The organism is Shinella sp. BE166 (assembly GCF_051201095.1).
GTDB lineage: Bacteria > Pseudomonadota > Alphaproteobacteria > Rhizobiales > Rhizobiaceae > Shinella > Shinella lacus.
In genome coordinates this window covers 14,265-31,169 of sequence record NZ_JBPEHL010000021.1, presented here as the reverse complement: position 1 = coordinate 31,169, position 16,905 = coordinate 14,265, and the positions used below count along the sequence as shown (strand labels likewise).

Sequence of the window (16,905 nt, the reverse complement as noted above, 5' to 3'; positions counted from 1 at the left end):
TCCTATTCTGCTGCCTCCAGCTTGCCGCTGATCCGGCGCGACTGGCGGGCGAGCTCGTCATATTCGATCTGCCAGTCGGACGGACCGTTCGACGGCGAGATTTGCACGGCCGTCACCTTATACTCCGGACAATTGGTCGCCCAGTCCGAGAAATCGGTGGTGATGACGTTCGCCTGCGTCGTCGGGTGGTGGAAGGTCGTGTAGACGACGCCCGGCGCCACGCGGTCGGTGACGAGCGCGCGCAGCGTCGTCTCGCCGGCGCGGCTGGCAAGGCGCACCCAGTCGCCGTCGCGGATACCGCGGTTTTCCGCGTCGTGCGGATGGATTTCCAGCCGGTCCTCCTCGTGCCAGACGACGTTTTCCGTGCGCCGCGTCTGGGCGCCGACATTGTACTGGCTGAGGATGCGGCCGGTGGTGAGAAGCAGCGGGAAGCGCGGGCCGGTCTTTTCGTCCGTCGCGACATATTCCGTGCGTATGAACTTACCTTTGCCGCGCACGAAGCCGTTGATGTGCATGATCGGCGAGCCCTGCGGGTTCTTCTCGTTGCAGGGCCACTGCACCGAGCCGACCTTTTCGAGATAGTCGTAGGAGACGAGCGCGAAGCTCGGCGTCGTCGCCGCAATCTCGTCCATGATCTCGGACGGATGGGTGTAGTTCCAGTTGAGGCCCATCGCCTGGGCGAGGTTCTGGGTGACCTCCCAGTCCGCATAGCCGTTCTTCGGCGTCATGACGCGGCGCACGCGGTTGATGCGGCGCTCGGCATTGGTGAAGGTGCCGTCCTTTTCCAGGAAGGTCGAGCCCGGCAGGAAGACGTGGGCGTAGTTGGCCGTCTCGTTGAGGAAGAGATCCTGCACGACGACGCATTCCATGGCGGCGAGGCCAGCCGAGACATGCTTGGTGTCCGGGTCGGACTGGAGGATGTCCTCGCCCTGGATGTAGATGCCCTTGAACGTGCCCTCGACGGCGGCGTCCAGCATGTTGGGGATGCGCAGGCCCGGCTCGTTGTTGAGCTTCACGCCCCAGAGCTTTTCGAAGATGTCGCGGGTCGCATCGTCCGAGATGTGGCGGTAGCCCGGCAGTTCGTGCGGGAAGGAGCCCATGTCGCAGGAGCCCTGCACGTTGTTCTGGCCACGCAGCGGGTTCACGCCGACGCCGGGGCGGCCGATATTGCCGGTCGCCATGGCGAGGTTGGCGATGGCCATGACGGTCGTCGAGCCCTGGCTGTGCTCGGTGACGCCGAGGCCGTAATAGATCGAACCGTTGCCGCCGGTGGCAAAGAGCCGGGCGGCGCCGCGCAGCTCTTCCGCCGGCACGCCGCTGAAGGGCTCGATCGCCTCCGGGCTGTGGCGCGGTTCGGCGACGAAGGACGCCCAGTCCTCGAATTCCGACCAGTCGCAGCGCTCGCGGATGAATTTTTCGTCGTAGAGGCCTTCCGTCACGATGACATGGGCGAGTGCGGTGACGACGGCGACGTTGGTGCCGGGTTTCAGCGGCAGGTGATGGGATGCCTTGATATGCGGCGAGGAGACGAGCTCGGTGCGGCGCGGATCGATGACGATCAGCTTGGCGCCCTGGCGCAAGCGCTTCTTGAGGCGCGAGGCGAAGACCGGGTGGCCGTCCGTCGGGTTGGCGCCGATGACGATGACGACATCGGTGTGCTCGACCGAATCGAAATTCTGCGTGCCGGCGGAGGTGCCGAAGGCCTGGCCGAGGCCGTAGCCGGTCGGCGAATGGCAGACGCGGGCGCAGGTATCGACATTGTTGTTGCCAAAGCCGGCGCGTATCAGTTTCTGGACCAGATAGGTCTCTTCGTTCGTACAGCGCGACGAGGTAATGCCGCCGATCGAATCACGGCCATACTGGTACTGGATGCGGCGGAATTCGGCGGCGACATGGGCATAGGCCTCTTCCCAGGTCACTTCGCGCCACGGGTCCGAAATCTTCTCGCGGACCATCGGGTTGAGGATGCGGTCGCGGTGGGTCGAATAGCCATAAGCGAAGCGGCCCTTGACGCAGGAATGGCCGCGGTTGGCCTGGCCGTCCTTCCAGGGCACCATGCGCACCAGCTCTTCGCCGCGCATTTCCGCCTTGAAGGAGCAGCCGACGCCGCAATAGGCGCAAGTCGTGACGAGGGAATGTTCCGGCTGGCCGATGGCGATGACCGATTTTTCGGTGAGCGTTGCCGTCGGGCAGGCCTGCACGCAGGCGCCGCAGGAGACGCATTCCGAATCGATGAAATGCTCGTGCATGCCGGGCGAAACGCGGCTGTCGAAACCGCGGCCTTCGATCGTCAGCGCGAAGGTGCCCTGCACCTCTTCGCAGGCGCGCACGCAGCGCGAACAGACGATGCATTTCGATGGGTCATAGGTGAAATAGGGGTTCGATTCGTCCTTCGGCATCCAGCGGGCGTTCGTCTCACCGTTGCTGCGCACCTTGACATGGTTGTCGCCCTCATAGCCGTAGCGCACGTCGCGCAAGCCGACGGCGCCGGCCATGTCCTGCAATTCGCAGTCGCCGTTTGCCGCACAGGTGAGACAGTCGAGCGGGTGGTCGGAAATGTAGAGCTCCATCACGCCCTTGCGGATGGTCTTCAGCCGGCTCGTCTGGGTATGGACCACGAGGCCCGGCGCCACCGGCGTCGTGCAGGATGCGGGCGTGCCGTTGCGGCCCTCGATCTCGACCAGACAGAGGCGGCAGGAGCCGAAGGCGTCCACCATGTCGGTAGCGCAGAGTTTCGGCACCTGGATGCCGGCCTCCATGGAGGCGCGCATGATGGAGGTGCCCTCGGGCACGGTGATCTCGTTCCCGTCGATGGTGAGCGTCACCATCTTTTCCGCGCGGGAGGCGGGCGTGCCGTAGTCGATTTCGGGAACGAGGGACATGGGAACCTCCGGATCAATTTTTGCGCCGCGGGCGGTGCCCGGGCGACTTGGTTCTGTTCTAGGACTTCGTATCGGCGAGCGTCGCCGCAACAAGCGCGTTGGCATGGCCGTGGCCCAGACCGTGCGTTTCCTTCAGGAGCGCCACGATCTGCATATGCGCCTTGCCATCCTGCGCGCGGATGATGGTCTTCCAATGTTCGATCGGCTGGCCGTATTTCTTCTCGATCGAGGGAAAGTAGGAGGCCGGGCCTTTGACCTTTTCCGTCTCGCTCATTCCGCCGCCTCCACCATCGGTGCCGGCGAAAAGTCCTCTGGGAAATGGTTCATGGCGCTGAGCACCGGATAGGGCGTGAAGCCGCCGAGGGCGCAGAGCGAGCCGAACTTCATCGTGTTGCAGAGGTCGGCAAGCAGTTCGCGGTTCTTTTCCGGCTCGATGCCCTGGGCGATCCGATCGGCCGTCTCGACGCCGCGCGTCGAGCCGATGCGACAGGGCGTGCACTTGCCGCAGCTTTCGACCGCGCAGAACTCCATGGCGAAGCGGGCCTGCTTCAGCATGTCGACCGTGTCGTCGAAGACGGTGATGCCGGCGTGGCCGATGAGGCCGTCCTTGGCGGCGAAGGCCTCGTAGTCGAAGGGCGTATCGAACAGCGCGCGCGGGAAATAGGCGCCGAGCGGGCCGCCGACCTGCACGGCGCGTACCGGACGGCCGGTGGCCGTGCCACCGCCGATGACGTCGATGATCTCGCCGAGCGTCAGGCCGAAGGCGGTCTCGTAAAGGCCGCCGTGCTTGACGTTGCCGGCGATCTGGAGCGGGATCGTGCCGCGCGAGCGGCCCATGCCGAAATCGCGGTAGAAATCAGCGCCCTTGTCCATGATGATCGGCACGGAGGCGAGCGAGATGACGTTGTTGACGACCGTCGGGCGGCCCATGAAACCCTGCAATGCCGGCAGCGGCGGCTTGGCGCGCACGATGCCGCGCTTGCCTTCCAGGCTGTTGAGCAGCGCGGTTTCCTCGCCGCAGACATAGGCGCCCGCGCCGACGCGGATTTCCATGTCGAAGGCTTTTCCCGAGCCGAGCACGGAGGGGCCGAGCACGCCGGCGGCGCGCGCCACGGTGACCGCCTCGTTCATGGCATCGATCGCCTGCGGATATTCCGAGCGGATATAGACGAAGCCCTTGGTGGCGCCGGTCGCAAGGCCGGCGATCGCCATGCCCTCGATCAGCACGAAGGGGTCGCCTTCCATGATCATGCGGTCGGCGAAGGTGCCGCTGTCGCCTTCGTCGGCGTTGCAGACGATGTATTTTCTGTCGCCGGGCGCATCCAGCACGGTCTTCCACTTGATGCCGGTCGGAAAACCCGCGCCGCCGCGGCCGCGAAGACCACTGTCGGTGACCTGCTTGACGACATCGGCGGGAGCCATTGCGATGGCGTTTTCGAGACCCTTCAGGCCGCCATGGGCCTTGTAGTGGTCCAGCGAAACGGGATCGATGACGCCGCAGCGGGCGAAGGTGAGGCGGGTCTGGTTCTTCAGGAACGGAATCTCTTCCGTTCCGCCAAGACAGAGCGGGTGCGCCTTGCCCTCGATGAGCCCGGCATCCAGCAGGGAGGCGATGTCGGACGGTTTGACCGGGCCATAGGCGATGCGGCCTTGCGCCGTCTCGACCTCGACCAGCGGCTCCAGCCAATGCATGCCGCGCGAGCCGTTGCGCACGATCGTGATGTCGAGCTTGCGGGTCTCCGCCTCGCGGGAAAGTGCCTTGGCGACGCGGTCGGCGCCAAGCGCAAGGGCTGCGGCATCGCGGGGAACGTAGATGCGAACGGTCATCGGCGTGCCTCCGCGACGAGTTCTTTTGCAAGTTCGGCGTCGACCCGTCCATGCACCGCGCCGTCGAACATCGCGGCCGGTGCGCAGGAACAGAGCCCGAGACAGTAGACGGGCTCCAGCGTCACCGCGCCGTCCAGCGTCGTCTGGTGAAAATCGATGCCGAGCAGCGATTTCACGCGCTCGGCGATCTCGTCCCCGCCCATCGACTGACACGCCTCGGCGCGACAGAGCTTCAGCACATGGCGCCCCGTCGGGTGGTCTCGGTAGTCGTGGTAGAAGGTGACGACGCCGTGCACCTCGGCGCGCGACAGGTTCAACTGCTCGGCGATAACCGGCAGGCTTTCCTGCGGCACATAGCCGAACTCGGCCTGGATTTCGTGCAGGATGGGCAGAAGCGGCCCTTCGAGCCCCTTCAATTCGCGGACGATCGCCAGCGTTCTCGCGCCTACATCGTTGCCGGTCACGTGCACATTCATGGTCAGGCCTCCCAACCGACACGAATGAACCGCTACGAAATCAGGGGTTCCAGCGCGCCGATACCATTGAAACTGTTCGGCGAAGACCGGAACCCTGTCGATCTGCGCGGCATAATCCCTACAGCTTCTCAGTCGGGAGACGGCGGGTCAATAAAGCAAAGCCGTTGATCGATAGAAAATTCCTATCAATCGATCCCTTTTTCGGCAAGCACGCGCGCTTCGTGCAGCAGGGCGGAGACGAGCGGCGTAAAGGGCTCGCGATGGGTGGCGACCAGGCCGACCGTATGGTGCGGCTCGGGATCCACAAGCGAAACTATACTTATTTCCTCAGGAAATCCAAATGATTTTGCAACATTTCTTGGCATGATGCTGGCCCAGCGTCCCGTGCGCACATGGGAGAACAGCACGATCATCGAGTTGGCCTCCAGCGAGGGCTCGACCGTCACGCCGGCTTCGGCGAAGTGCCGGTTGATGATGCGGCGGTTCTGCATGTCTGCGGTCAATAGACAAAGCCTAACGCTGCCGGCGTCCTGCCAGGTCACGGTTTCGCGATCGGCGAAGGCGGTGCCCTTGGCGGTGACGAGGCAGTAATGTTCGTGCAGCAGCGGCACGCTGGTGACGCGGCCGAGCGGCTCGTTTTCGAGATAGGTCAGGCCGGCGTCGATCTCTAGGTTCTCCAGCAGGCCGAGGATCTTGATCGAGGTCGTTGACAGGATCGAGAAGGTGACGTCCGGGTGCTTTTCCTGGAAGGGCGCTGTGATGCGCGGCACCATGGCGAGCGTGGTGGGGATGGCGGCAAGGCGGATATGGCCGGAAAGGCCTTTTCGCGCGGCGCGCATTTCCTCGCGCATCGTGCGGGTGTCGCCGACGATGCGGCGCGCCCATTCGAGCACCCGCTGGCCCTCCGGTGTCAGGCCCTGGAAGCGCGAGCCGCGCACGACGAGCATCACGCCGAGCTGGTCTTCCAGCTGGCGCACCGCTGCCGAAAGCGTCGGCTGCGAAATGCCGAGCTCTTCCGCCGCCCGCGCAAAATGTTTTTCGCGGGCGAGCGCGATGAAATATTCGAGCTTGTCTATCATCGGCAACCGGCCTCCTTCCCCTTGATACAAAAGAACAGTGGCGGCACCAATGCCCCGCGCCCTATATCTGGGACGAGGCAAGCGATCACGAGGAGAAAGCCATGACGTTCCAAGCACTGTTAGTCGAGAAGGCCGGCGACGGCGCGGTTTCCGCGTCGATCCAGGAGCTGGACGATTCGCGGCTTCCGGATGGCGACGTCACGGTCGCCGTCGAATATTCGACGCTCAACTACAAGGACGGGCTGTGCATCAACGGCAAGGGCGGGCTGGTGCGCACCTTCCCGCATGTGCCGGGCGTCGATTTCGCCGGCACGGTCGAGGCCTCGGATGATCCGCGCTATCGGCCGGGCGACCGGGTGGTGCTGACCGGCTGGCGCGTCGGCGAGATGTGGTGGGGCGGTTATGCGACACGCGCCAAGGTGAAGGCCGACTGGCTGGTGCCGCTGCCGGAAGAGCTCTCGACGCGGCAGGCCATGGCGATCGGCACGGCCGGGCTCACCTCCATGCTGTCCGTTATCGCGCTGGAAGAGGCCGGGCTTTCGCCGCTGAAGGGGGAAGTGCTGGTGACCGGTGCTGCCGGCGGCGTCGGCTCGGTTGCCGTCGCGCTGCTGGCCAGGCTCGGCTATTCGGTCGCGGCCGTGACGGGCCGGCCGAAAACCGCCGATTATCTGAAGAGCCTCGGCGCGGAAACCATCGTCGACCGGGCCGAGCTTGCGGAGGCGAACAGCAAGCCGCTCGAATCGGAGCGCTGGGCCGGCGCCATCGATGCGGTCGGCGGCGACATGCTGGGGCGCGTGCTCAAGCAGATGAAATATGACGGCGCCGTCGCCTCGGTCGGCCTTGCCGCCGGCGCTGCCGTGCCGTCCTTTACCGTCATCCCGTTCCTGCTGCGTGGCGTCAGCCTGCTCGGCATCGATTCGGTCATGCGGCCCTACGACCAGCGCGTCGACGCCTGGAACCGCATCGCCAGCGACCTGCCGATGGACAAGCTGGAGGCCATGATCGTCGAGCATCGGCTCTCCGACCTGCCGGACCTCGCCAATCAGATTCTGGAAGGCAAGGTGAAGGGCCGTGTCGTCGTCGACGTTAATGCCTAGCAGATAAGCTGGCCGCCGTTCACCTCCAGCACCTGGCCGGTAATATAGCCGGAGAGTGCATTCGAGGCGAGGAAGAGATAGGCGGGGGCGCAGTCCTCCGCCGTGCCGAGGCGCTGCAAGGGGATGGTCTTGCGCGTCGCCTCCAGCTTGTCTGCGGATGAATAGCGGGAATGGAAATCCGTGGTGATCGTGCCGGGCGAGACGCAATTGACGCGGATGCCGTCGGGCGCCAGTTCCCGCGCGAGGCCCTTGGAATAGGTCGAGACGAAGGCCTTGGTCGCCGAATAGATCGCCGAGCCGGGACTGCCGCCGGTCAGCGCCGAGATCGACACCGTGTTGACGATCGCGGCATGCGGCGCACGGCGCAACGCCCGTAGCAGCGCGCGCGTCACCTCGACGACGGACGTCTGGTTGAGGCGCACGACGGTTTCATATTGCTCGTCGGTCAGGTCCGCGGCCGGGAAACGGCCGACCATGGTGCCGGCATTGTTGATGAGCACGTCGACATGCGGGAACAGGCTGTCCACCCGCTGCAGGATCGCGCCGATGCCGCCTTCCTCCAGAAAGTCGCCATAGACGATATGGGCGCGGGCTTCACCGACCGCGGCCTCCAGGAAATCGGGCAGCGGGCCAGACGCGGCGCGTCCGCCATGCAGCAGCACATGGGCGCCGCAATCGAGGAACTGCCGGGCGATCTCCAACCCGATGCCGCGCCCCGCGCCGGTCACGACGACATTTGCGCCCTTGAACAAGGCTGGATGAAACATGGGTTCTCCTCCGCTTATCGCCGCTCAACCGTTTGCCAGTATCACAAAAATAAGGGCATGCTCCAAGAAGGCGGAACGGATCAATTGATGTGCTTTCGTTTTTGCATATTATGAAAACAAACGAAAGCAAGGGAGGGGCTCATGTTTCTGACGGGGCGCCAGACGGAGATTCTGGATCTCGCAAAAACCCAGGGCCGGGTGCTGGTGGAGGATCTCGCGGCGCGATTCTCCGTCACGCCGCAGACCATCCGCAAGGACCTGAACGATCTGTGCGACAGCAAGGCCTTGACGCGCATCCATGGCGGCGCGCTGTTTCCGAGCGGCAACGAGAATGTGAGATACGAGGCGCGGCGTTCGATTGCCGCCCCGGAAAAGCAGGCGATCGGCCGCGCCGCCGCCGCGATGATCCCCGACAATTCCTCGCTCTTCATCAATATCGGCACGACGACGGAAGCCGTCGGCGAGGCGCTGCTCGAACACAAAGAGCTGATGGTTATCACCAATAACATCAATGTTGCCAATCGCTTGCGGGTGTACCCCTCGATCGAGGTGGTGATTGCCGGCGGCGTGGTGCGGGGTGCGGATGGCGGCATCGTCGGCGAGGCAGCGGTCGATTTCATCCGGCAGTTCAAGGTGGACTATGCGGTGATCGGCGTCTCGGCGATCGACGAGGACGGCGCGCTGCTCGACTTCGATTATCGCGAGGTGAAGGTGGCGCAGGCGATCATGGCCAATTCCCGCCATGTCATCCTGGTTTCGGATTCGACGAAATTCGAAAGGACCGCGCCGGTGCGCATCGGCCACCTCTCGCAGGTCCATACGTTCATCACCGACAGCTGTCCTTTCGAGGGCATTCGCGGCATTTGCCAGGAGCATGACGTGCGGCTGATCGAGACGTCCGCGCCGGGTTGATGCTGCCCGAACGCATTTGTGTTGCATTCGTTTGACATTCGGAATGTTTTCGTTTTAACTCCACTGGCTTTCGCAACTGCGCAAAATTTGTGCGATGCGAAATGGGAGGGGACTTTGGACGGCGACGTGATCCGCGATATTTTTGTCATCGGTGGCGGCATCAACGGCTGCGGCATTGCGCGTGATGCGGCGGGCCGTGGTTATTCGGTGGTGCTGGCCGAGATGAAGGATTTTGCCTCCGGCACCTCCTCGGCTTCCACCAAGCTCATCCATGGCGGCCTGCGCTATCTCGAACATTACGAATTTCGCCTGGTGCGGGAAGCGCTGATGGAGCGCGAAGTGCTCTGGGCCATGGCGCCACACGTCATCTGGCCGATGCGCTTCGTGCTGCCGTTCCAGACGGGCGGACCGCGCCCGGCCTGGCTCATCCGTCTCGGCCTGTTTCTCTATGACTATATCGGCGGCCGCAAGCTGCTGCCGGCGACCCGCACGCTGGACCTTGCGAAGGATCCAGCCGGCGGCCCGCTCAAGAAGCTGTTTCGCAAGGCTTTCGAATATTCCGACGGTTGGGTGGACGATGCGCGCCTCGTCGTGCTCAACGCCCGCGACGCCGCCAATCGCGGCGCCGATATCCGCACCGGCACCAAGGTCGTCACCGCGCGCCGCGAAAACGGCCACTGGAACGTCGAGACCGAGAATGTCGACACCGGTGCGCGCGAGATTTTTCGCGCCCGCATGCTGGTCAACGCGGCGGGGCCGTGGGTTGACAAGGTGCTCGCCTCGTCCTTCGGCCGCAACGACGTGCACAATGTCCGCCTCGTCCAGGGCAGTCACATCGTCGTGAGGAAGAAATTCGCCGATCCGCGCGCATACTTCTTCCAGAACCCGGACGGGCGTATCATTTTCGCCATTCCCTACCAGGAAGAGTTCACGCTGATCGGGACGACCGACCGGGACTATCAGGGCGATCCCCGAGATGTTCGCATCAGCGACGCGGAAATCGGCTATCTTTGCCAATCGGCAAGCGAATATTTTTCCGAGCCGGTGACGCGTGACGACATCGTCTGGACCTATTCCGGCGTGCGCCCGCTTTTCGACGACGGCGCCAGCAAGGCACAGGAAGCGACGCGCGACTATGTCCTGAAGGTCGAGGGCGGCGAGGGCGTGGCGCCGCTGCTCAACATCTTTGGCGGCAAGCTCACTACCTACCGGCGTCTTGCCGAATCGGCGCTGGAGAAGATCGGGGAAGCGATCGGCGTGAAGGGCGACCGCTGGACGGCCCAATCGCGGCTGCCGGGCGGAGACTTCAAGGTCGATGGTTTCGATGCCGAGGTGAAGGCGCTTTCATCGCGCTTTCCCTTTCTTGCCAGCGTGCACGCGCGGCGTCTGGTCCGGCTTTACGGCACGCGCGCCGCGGCCATGCTGGAGGGCGTGAAGACGATCGACGATCTTGGACGGCATTTCGGCAGCGACCTCTACGAACGCGAAGTGCGCTGGCTGATGAAGGAAGAATGGGCCCGGCATGCCGAGGACGTGCTGTGGCGGCGGACCAAACGAGGATTGCATCTGACAGTCGACGAAACGGCTGCGCTGGAAGACTATATGACGGCCGCGGAGGCGGCCCCGCACTAGCGCCTGATCCGGTGGCTGGGAGGAACGACGGAGATAGGAATGCTTGAACTCAGAAACATCGCGAAGGTGTCGGGGGCGGAGACGCATATCCACCCGACGAACCTCGTGCTCGAGCGCGGCTCGCTCAATGTGCTGCTCGGCCCGACTTTGTCCGGCAAGACCTCGCTGATGCGGCTGATGGCCGGCCTCGACAAGCCGACCGCCGGTTCCGTCTGGTTCGACGGCAAGGACGTGACGGGCGTGCGCGTGCAGGATCGCGGCGTCGCCATGGTCTACCAGCAGTTCATCAATTACCCCGCGCTGACCGTCTACGAGAATATCGCCTCGCCGATGCGCATCAAGGGCGCGGACAAGGCGACGATCGACCGCGAAGTGAGGAAGGCCGCCGAGCTCCTGAAGCTGACGCCCTATCTCGACCGCACGCCGCTCAATCTCTCCGGCGGCCAGCAGCAGCGCACGGCGCTCGCCCGCGCCATCGTCAAGAATGCCCGCCTCGTGCTGCTCGACGAGCCGCTCGCCAACCTCGACTACAAGCTGCGCGAGGAACTGCGCCTCGAACTGCCGAAGATCTTTGCCGCCTCCGGCGCGATCTTCGTCTATGCGACGACGGAACCGTCCGAAGCGCTGCTGCTCGGCGGCAACACGGCGACGCTGTCCCAAGGCAGCATCACCCAGTTCGGTCGCACGATCGATGTCTATCGCCGGCCGCGCGACCTCGTCACCGCCCGCACCTTCGCCGATCCGCCGCTCAACACGATGCAGGTGCTGAAGAACGGCGGCAGTTTCGAGGTCGGCGGCAAGCCGGTGCTGCCGGTTCCGGCGCATCTTGCCGGGTTGCCGGACGGCCCCTGCACGATCGCCTTCCATCCGCATCACCTCTCGCTTTCCAGCCAGAATGCGGCCTCGGCGAGCCTCCAGGCGCGCACCGCGATCTCGGAAATCGCCGGGTCGGAGAGCTTCATCTACATCCAGTTCGAGGGCAGCCATTGGGTCATGCTCTCGCCGGGCATCCACGACATCGAGCCGGACGCGATCATCACCGTCCATGTCGACACGCGCCACCTGATGGCCTTCGGCACGGACGGCAGGGCGATCGCGGAGCCCGCGGCCGCGGCGGCCTGAGGAGGAAACCATGGCACGCATCACCCTCGATCACATCCGCCACGCCTACGGCGAAAAGCCGAAGTCGGAAGCGGATTATTCGCTGAAGGAAGTCCACCACGAGTGGAACGACGGCGGCGCCTATGCGCTGCTGGGCCCCTCCGGCTGCGGCAAGACCACGCTGCTCAACATCATTTCCGGCCTGCTGCAGCCGTCCGAAGGCCGCATCCTGTTCGACGGCAACGATGTGACGAACCTGTCGACCCAGCAGCGCAACATCGCGCAGGTCTTCCAGTTCCCGGTGATCTACGACACGATGACGGTCTACGACAATCTCGCCTTCCCGCTGCGCAACCGCGGCGTGGCCGAGCCGGAAGTCGACCGCCGCGTGCGCGAAATCCTGGAAATGATCGATCTCTCGGATTGGGCGAAGAAGACGGCGCGCGGTTTGACCGCAGACCAGAAGCAGAAGATTTCGCTCGGCCGCGGCCTCGTGCGCAACGACGTCAACGCCATCCTGTTCGACGAGCCGCTGACCGTCATCGACCCGCACATGAAATGGGTGCTGCGCTCGCAGTTGAAGAAGCTGCACCGCCAGTTCGGTTTCACCATGGTCTATGTCACGCACGACCAGACCGAGGCGCTGACCTTCGCCGACAAGGTCGTCGTCATGTATGACGGCCAGATCGTGCAGATCGGCACGCCGGCCGAGCTTTTCGAGAAGCCGAGCCATACCTTTGTCGGCTATTTCATCGGTTCGCCGGGCATGAATGTGCTGCCGGCCTCCATCGACGGCAGCAGCATCAAGATTGGTGAGCAAACGCTTACGCTTGACTACAAGCCGCAGATCGCTGTCGGTGCGAAGACCGAACTCGGCATCCGCCCGGAATTCATCTCGCTTTCGCGCGACGGCATGCCGGTCTCGATCAGCAAGGTCGAGGATATCGGCCGGCAGAAGATCGTGCGCGCCGAATTCGCCGGCAAGCCGATCGCCATCGTCGTGCCGGAAGATGGGGAAATCCCCGCCGATCCGCGGGTGACCTTCGATCCGGCCGCCATCAACATCTACGCCGATTCCTGGCGTATCGGCAGGGAGGGCTGACGATGAACAAGACCTGGAACAACAAGGCCTGGTTCATGGTCCTGCCCGTCCTGCTGCTCGTCGCCTTCTCGGCGGTGATCCCGCTGATGACGGTGGTGAACTATTCGGTCCAGGACACGTTCGGCAACAACCAGTTCTTCTGGAACGGCGTCGGCTGGTTCTCCGACGTGCTGGAATCCGATCGTTTCTGGCAGGCGCTCGGGCGCAACCTGCTGTTTTCCGGCATTATCCTGGCGATCGAAATCCCGCTTGGCATCCTGATCGCGCTCAACATGCCGAAGAAGGGGCTCGGCGTGCCGGTCTGCCTCGTGCTGATGGCGCTGCCGCTGCTCATTCCGTGGAACGTGGTCGGCACGATCTGGCAGGTCTTCGGCCGCGTCGATATCGGCCTCCTCGGCCGCACGCTGGATGCGCTCGGCATCAGCTACAACTACGTCAACAACGTCTTCGATGCCTGGCTGACGCTGATCGTCATGGACGTCTGGCACTGGACGAGCCTTGTCGTGCTGCTCTGCTATGCCGGTCTCGTGTCGATCCCGGAGGCCTATTACCAGGCGGCCAAGATCGACGGCGCCTCGCGCTGGGCGGTGTTCCGCTACATCCAGCTGCCGAAGATGAAGCGCGTTCTTTTGATCGCCTTCCTGCTGCGCTTCATGGATAGTTTCATGATCTATACGGAGCCCTTCGTCGTCACCGGCGGCGGCCCCGGCAACTCGACGACCTTCCTGTCGATCGACCTCGTCAAGATGGCGATCGGCCAGTTCGACCTCGGCCCGGCCGCGGCAATGTCCATCATCTACTTCCTGATCATCCTCCTGCTGTCATGGATCTTCTACACGGTCATGACCAGCAGCGACGAACAGGCGTGAGGGAGGAAACCATGACCTCACAGGCAACCACTGCAAACCCGATCCAGACCAGCGCGGCGGCCCGTACCGGCGTGAAGGCCGGCGCGAACAGCAAGCGCAGCCTCTCCTGGCTCGTGCCGACGCTCTATATCGTCTTCCTGATGCTGCCGATCTACTGGCTCGTCAACATGAGCTTCAAGACGAATGCGGAGATCACCGGCGCCTTCTCGCTCTGGCCTGTCAATCCGACGCTTCGCAACTACACCGTGATCTTCACCGATCCGGCCTGGTATTCCGGCTATATCAACTCGATCATCTACGTGGTGCTGAACACGCTGATCTCGGTGTCCGTGGCGCTGCCGGCGGCCTATGCCTTCTCGCGCTACCGGTTCCTCGGCGACAAGCACCTGTTCTTCTGGCTGCTCACCAATCGCATGGCGCCGCCGGCCGTTTTCGCGCTGCCGTTCTTCCAGCTCTATTCGGCCTTCGGCCTGATCGACACGCATATCGCCGTCGCCATCGCGCACTGCCTGTTCAACGTGCCGCTCGCCGTCTGGATCCTCGAAGGCTTCATGTCGGGCGTGCCGAAGGAAATCGACGAGACGGCCTATATCGACGGTTACTCGTTCCCGAAATTCTTCGCCAAGATCTTCGTGCCGCTGATCGCCTCCGGCATCGGTGTCGCCGCCTTCTTCTGCTTTATGTTCTCCTGGGTCGAGCTTCTGATCGCCCGCACGCTGACGACGACGGACGCCAAGCCGATCGCCGCAACGATGACGCGCACGGTCTCGGCGTCCGGCATGGACTGGGGCGTGCTGGCGGCGGCGGGCGTGCTCACCATCATCCCCGGCGCGCTCGTGATCTATTTCGTCCGCAATTACATCGCCAAGGGCTTTGCCCTTGGCCGGGTCTGAGGGGGAGGGGCTGATGGCCGCTGTCGTAAACCGCAACAATCGCTGGCCCGTGGCGCTCGTCGCCGTGCTCGTCCTCTACGTCGTTATCGCCGGAGCACTGTTCATGGGGCTTCCGGTCAAGGACGGCGAGCGCGACTTCTTCGCGCCGCTGATCACCGGCGGCTGGATGGCCTGGTCGTTTCCGACCGCCATGTTCTTCCTGACGATCTTCACGCTGATCGCGCTGATGGCCGTCTGGGAATATGCCCGCCCCGGCGGCAATCCGCGGGTCGGCATCCTGCGCTTCGAGACGACGCGCGGCGACCGGCTGTTCGTGTCGCTGCTCGGCTCCGCGTTCATTCATCTCGCATGGTTGGGCCTCGTCGGCGCCAACCTGTGGTGGGCTCTTGCCTTGTCCGTGGTCTACGCCATCGGCGTGTTCCGCTTCGTCTAGGCAATCGGGAAGGGAGGCCCCGGGGAGAATTATGGGGCCTTCAACGCATGCAATCGCAAAACCCTAAGGGAGGATCAATATGCGAAAGCAACTTCTGACGACGACGGCAGTCATGCTGCTGGCGTTCACCGGCTCCGCATTCGCGGACATGGATGCTGCCAAGAAGTTCCTGGACGCGGAAATCGGCGATTTGTCCTCGCTCGACCGCGCTGGCCAGGAAGCGGAAATGCAGTGGTTCATCGACGCCGCTAAGCCGTTCGCCGGCATGGAAATCAAGGTCGTCTCCGAAACGATCACCACGCATGAATACGAATCGAAGGTTCTTGCACCGGCCTTCACCGCGATCACCGGCATCAAGATCACCCACGACCTGATCGGCGAGGGCGACGTCGTCGAAAAGCTGCAGACCCAGATGCAGTCGGGCGAAAACGTCTATGACGCCTATGTCAACGACTCCGACCTGATCGGCACGCACTGGCGCTACCAGCAGGCCCGTTCGCTCACCAAGTGGATGGCCAACGAAGGCAAGGACGTCACCAACCCGAACCTCGACCTTAACGACTTCATCGGCCTGAAGTTCACGACGGCTCCGGACGGCGACCTCTACCAGCTGCCCGACCAGCAGTTCGCGAACCTCTACTGGTTCCGCTACGACTGGTTCAACGACGCGAAGAACCAGGCGGACTTCAAGGCGAAGTACGGCTACGACCTCGGCGTTCCGGTCAACTGGTCGGCTTACGAAGACATTGCCGAGTTCTTCACCGGCCGCGAGATCGACGGCAAGAAGGTCTATGGCCACATGGACTACGGCAAGAAGGACCCGTCGCTCGGCTGGCGCTTCACCGACGCCTGGCTCTCGATGGCCGGCAACGGCGACAAGGGCCTGCCGAACGGTCTTCCGGTCGACGAATGGGGCATCAAGGTCGACGAGAACTCGCGTCCGGTCGGCTCGTGCGTTGCGCGCGGCGGCGACACCAACGGCCCGGCTTCCGTCTACGCCATCCAGAAGTATCTCGACTGGCTGAAGGCCTATGCACCGGCCTCCGCCCAGGGCATGACCTTCTCGGAATCCGGCCCCGTCCCGTCGCAGGGCGAAGTCGCCCAGCAGATGTTCACCTATACGGCGTTCACCGCCGACTTCGTGAAGGACGGCCTGCCGGTCGTGAACGCGGACGGTACGCCGAAGTGGCGTTTTGCTCCGAGCCCGCACGGCGTCTACTGGAAGGACGGCATGAAGCTCGGTTACCAGGACGTGGGCTCCTGGACGCTTCTGAAGTCCACGCCGGACGACCGCGCCAAGGCCGCATGGCTCTATGCGCAGTTCGTCGTCTCCAAGACGGTTGACGTCAAGAAGAGCCATACCGGCCTGACGCTCATCCGCGAATCCTCGATCGCCCACAAGTCGTTTACGGAACGCGCACCGAAGCTCGGTGGTCTGATCGAGTTCTACCGTTCGCCGGCCCGCGTGCAGTGGTCGCCGACCGGTACGAACATCCCGGACTATCCGAAGCTGGCCCAGTTGTGGTGGCAGGCGATCGGCGATGCGTCGTCGGGTGCCAAGACCGCGCAGGAAGCGATGGATTCGCTGTGCGCCGAGCAGGAAAAGGTGCTGGAACGCCTCGAGCGCGCCGGCGTCCAAGGCGATATCGGCCCGAAGCTCGCCGAAGAGCACGATCTTGCCTACTGGAACAAGGATGCCGTCGAAAAGGGCAACATTGCTCCGCAGCTCAAGATCGAGAACGAGAAGGAAAAGCCGCTGACCGTCAACTATGACGAACTCGTCAAGAGCTGGCAGAAATAAGACAAAACGGTAGCGGGCGGTTTTTCCGCCCGCA

The 16,905-nt window shown here is 63.6% G+C and carries 15 protein-coding genes; 9 read left to right on the top strand and 6 right to left on the bottom strand.

Annotated elements, in window-relative coordinates:
* Positions 1–2 precede the first annotated feature (2 nt).
* The 5 genes from fdhF to J2Y63_RS31055 form a co-directional block, all read right to left on the bottom strand.
* Positions 3–2,882 carry a formate dehydrogenase subunit alpha gene (fdhF, locus tag J2Y63_RS31075; RefSeq protein ID WP_435269182.1) on the bottom strand — a complete coding sequence of 960 codons (2,880 nt, stop codon included), beginning with the start codon at positions 2,880–2,882 and terminating at the stop codon, positions 3–5.
* Between the two features lie 58 nt (positions 2,883–2,940).
* A complete protein-coding gene (locus J2Y63_RS31070) occupies positions 2,941–3,156 on the bottom strand; it encodes a DUF4287 domain-containing protein (protein WP_435269181.1) in 216 nt (71 codons plus the stop codon).
* Positions 3,153–4,709 (bottom strand): formate dehydrogenase beta subunit, encoded by a 1,557-nt coding sequence (locus J2Y63_RS31065; protein ID WP_435269180.1) that lies wholly within the window; start codon positions 4,707–4,709, stop codon positions 3,153–3,155. Before J2Y63_RS31065 ends, J2Y63_RS31070 begins: the two co-directional genes overlap by 4 nt.
* Positions 4,706–5,185, bottom strand: a complete 480-nt coding sequence (locus J2Y63_RS31060) for a formate dehydrogenase subunit gamma (protein ID WP_435269179.1) — start codon at positions 5,183–5,185, stop codon at positions 4,706–4,708. The genes J2Y63_RS31065 and J2Y63_RS31060 overlap by 4 nt, the downstream gene beginning before the upstream one ends.
* Positions 5,186–5,370: 185 nt before the next feature.
* Positions 5,371–6,264, bottom strand: coding sequence for a LysR family transcriptional regulator (locus J2Y63_RS31055; protein WP_256121291.1), 894 nt, complete (start codon positions 6,262–6,264; stop codon positions 5,371–5,373).
* Between the two features lie 101 nt (positions 6,265–6,365).
* Between J2Y63_RS31055 and acuI the strand changes: the two genes are divergently transcribed.
* Positions 6,366–7,361 carry an acrylyl-CoA reductase (NADPH) gene (gene acuI / locus J2Y63_RS31050; protein WP_435269178.1) on the top strand — a complete coding sequence of 332 codons (996 nt, stop codon included), beginning with the start codon at positions 6,366–6,368 and terminating at the stop codon, positions 7,359–7,361.
* On the opposite strand, the gene J2Y63_RS31045 is transcribed toward acuI, so the two are convergent.
* Positions 7,358–8,128, bottom strand: a complete 771-nt coding sequence (locus tag J2Y63_RS31045; protein WP_256121289.1) for an SDR family NAD(P)-dependent oxidoreductase — start codon at positions 8,126–8,128, stop codon at positions 7,358–7,360. The two genes, acuI and J2Y63_RS31045, sit on opposite strands and share 4 nt — an antisense overlap.
* A 141-nt stretch (positions 8,129–8,269) precedes the next feature.
* Between J2Y63_RS31045 and J2Y63_RS31040 the strand changes: the two genes are divergently transcribed.
* From J2Y63_RS31040 to J2Y63_RS31005, 8 genes are all read left to right on the top strand, one after another.
* Positions 8,270–9,040, top strand: a complete 771-nt coding sequence (locus J2Y63_RS31040; protein ID WP_435269177.1) for a DeoR/GlpR family DNA-binding transcription regulator — start codon at positions 8,270–8,272, stop codon at positions 9,038–9,040.
* A gap of 114 nt (positions 9,041–9,154) precedes the next feature.
* Positions 9,155–10,672, top strand: a complete 1,518-nt coding sequence (gene glpD, locus J2Y63_RS31035; RefSeq protein WP_435269176.1) for a glycerol-3-phosphate dehydrogenase — start codon at positions 9,155–9,157, stop codon at positions 10,670–10,672.
* A 39-nt stretch (positions 10,673–10,711) separates the two neighbouring features.
* A complete protein-coding gene (locus tag J2Y63_RS31030) occupies positions 10,712–11,794 on the top strand; it encodes an ABC transporter ATP-binding protein (protein WP_435269175.1) in 1,083 nt (360 codons plus the stop codon).
* A 10-nt stretch (positions 11,795–11,804) separates the two neighbouring features.
* A complete protein-coding gene (locus J2Y63_RS31025) occupies positions 11,805–12,875 on the top strand; it encodes an ABC transporter ATP-binding protein (protein ID WP_435269174.1) in 1,071 nt (356 codons plus the stop codon).
* A gap of 2 nt (positions 12,876–12,877) precedes the next feature.
* Positions 12,878–13,744, top strand: a complete 867-nt coding sequence (locus tag J2Y63_RS31020; RefSeq protein ID WP_319324703.1) for a carbohydrate ABC transporter permease — start codon at positions 12,878–12,880, stop codon at positions 13,742–13,744.
* Positions 13,745–13,755: 11 nt separating this feature from the next.
* Positions 13,756–14,637: a carbohydrate ABC transporter permease gene (locus tag J2Y63_RS31015; protein WP_435269173.1), complete on the top strand. Its 882-nt coding sequence runs from the start codon at positions 13,756–13,758 to the stop codon at positions 14,635–14,637.
* Positions 14,638–14,650: 13 nt separating this feature from the next.
* Positions 14,651–15,070, top strand: coding sequence for a DUF2160 domain-containing protein (locus J2Y63_RS31010; protein WP_435269172.1), 420 nt, complete (start codon positions 14,651–14,653; stop codon positions 15,068–15,070).
* Positions 15,071–15,149: 79 nt separating this feature from the next.
* Positions 15,150–16,871 carry an ABC transporter substrate-binding protein gene (locus J2Y63_RS31005; RefSeq protein WP_256121281.1) on the top strand — a complete coding sequence of 574 codons (1,722 nt, stop codon included), beginning with the start codon at positions 15,150–15,152 and terminating at the stop codon, positions 16,869–16,871.
* The last annotated feature ends 34 nt before the right edge of the window (positions 16,872–16,905 follow it).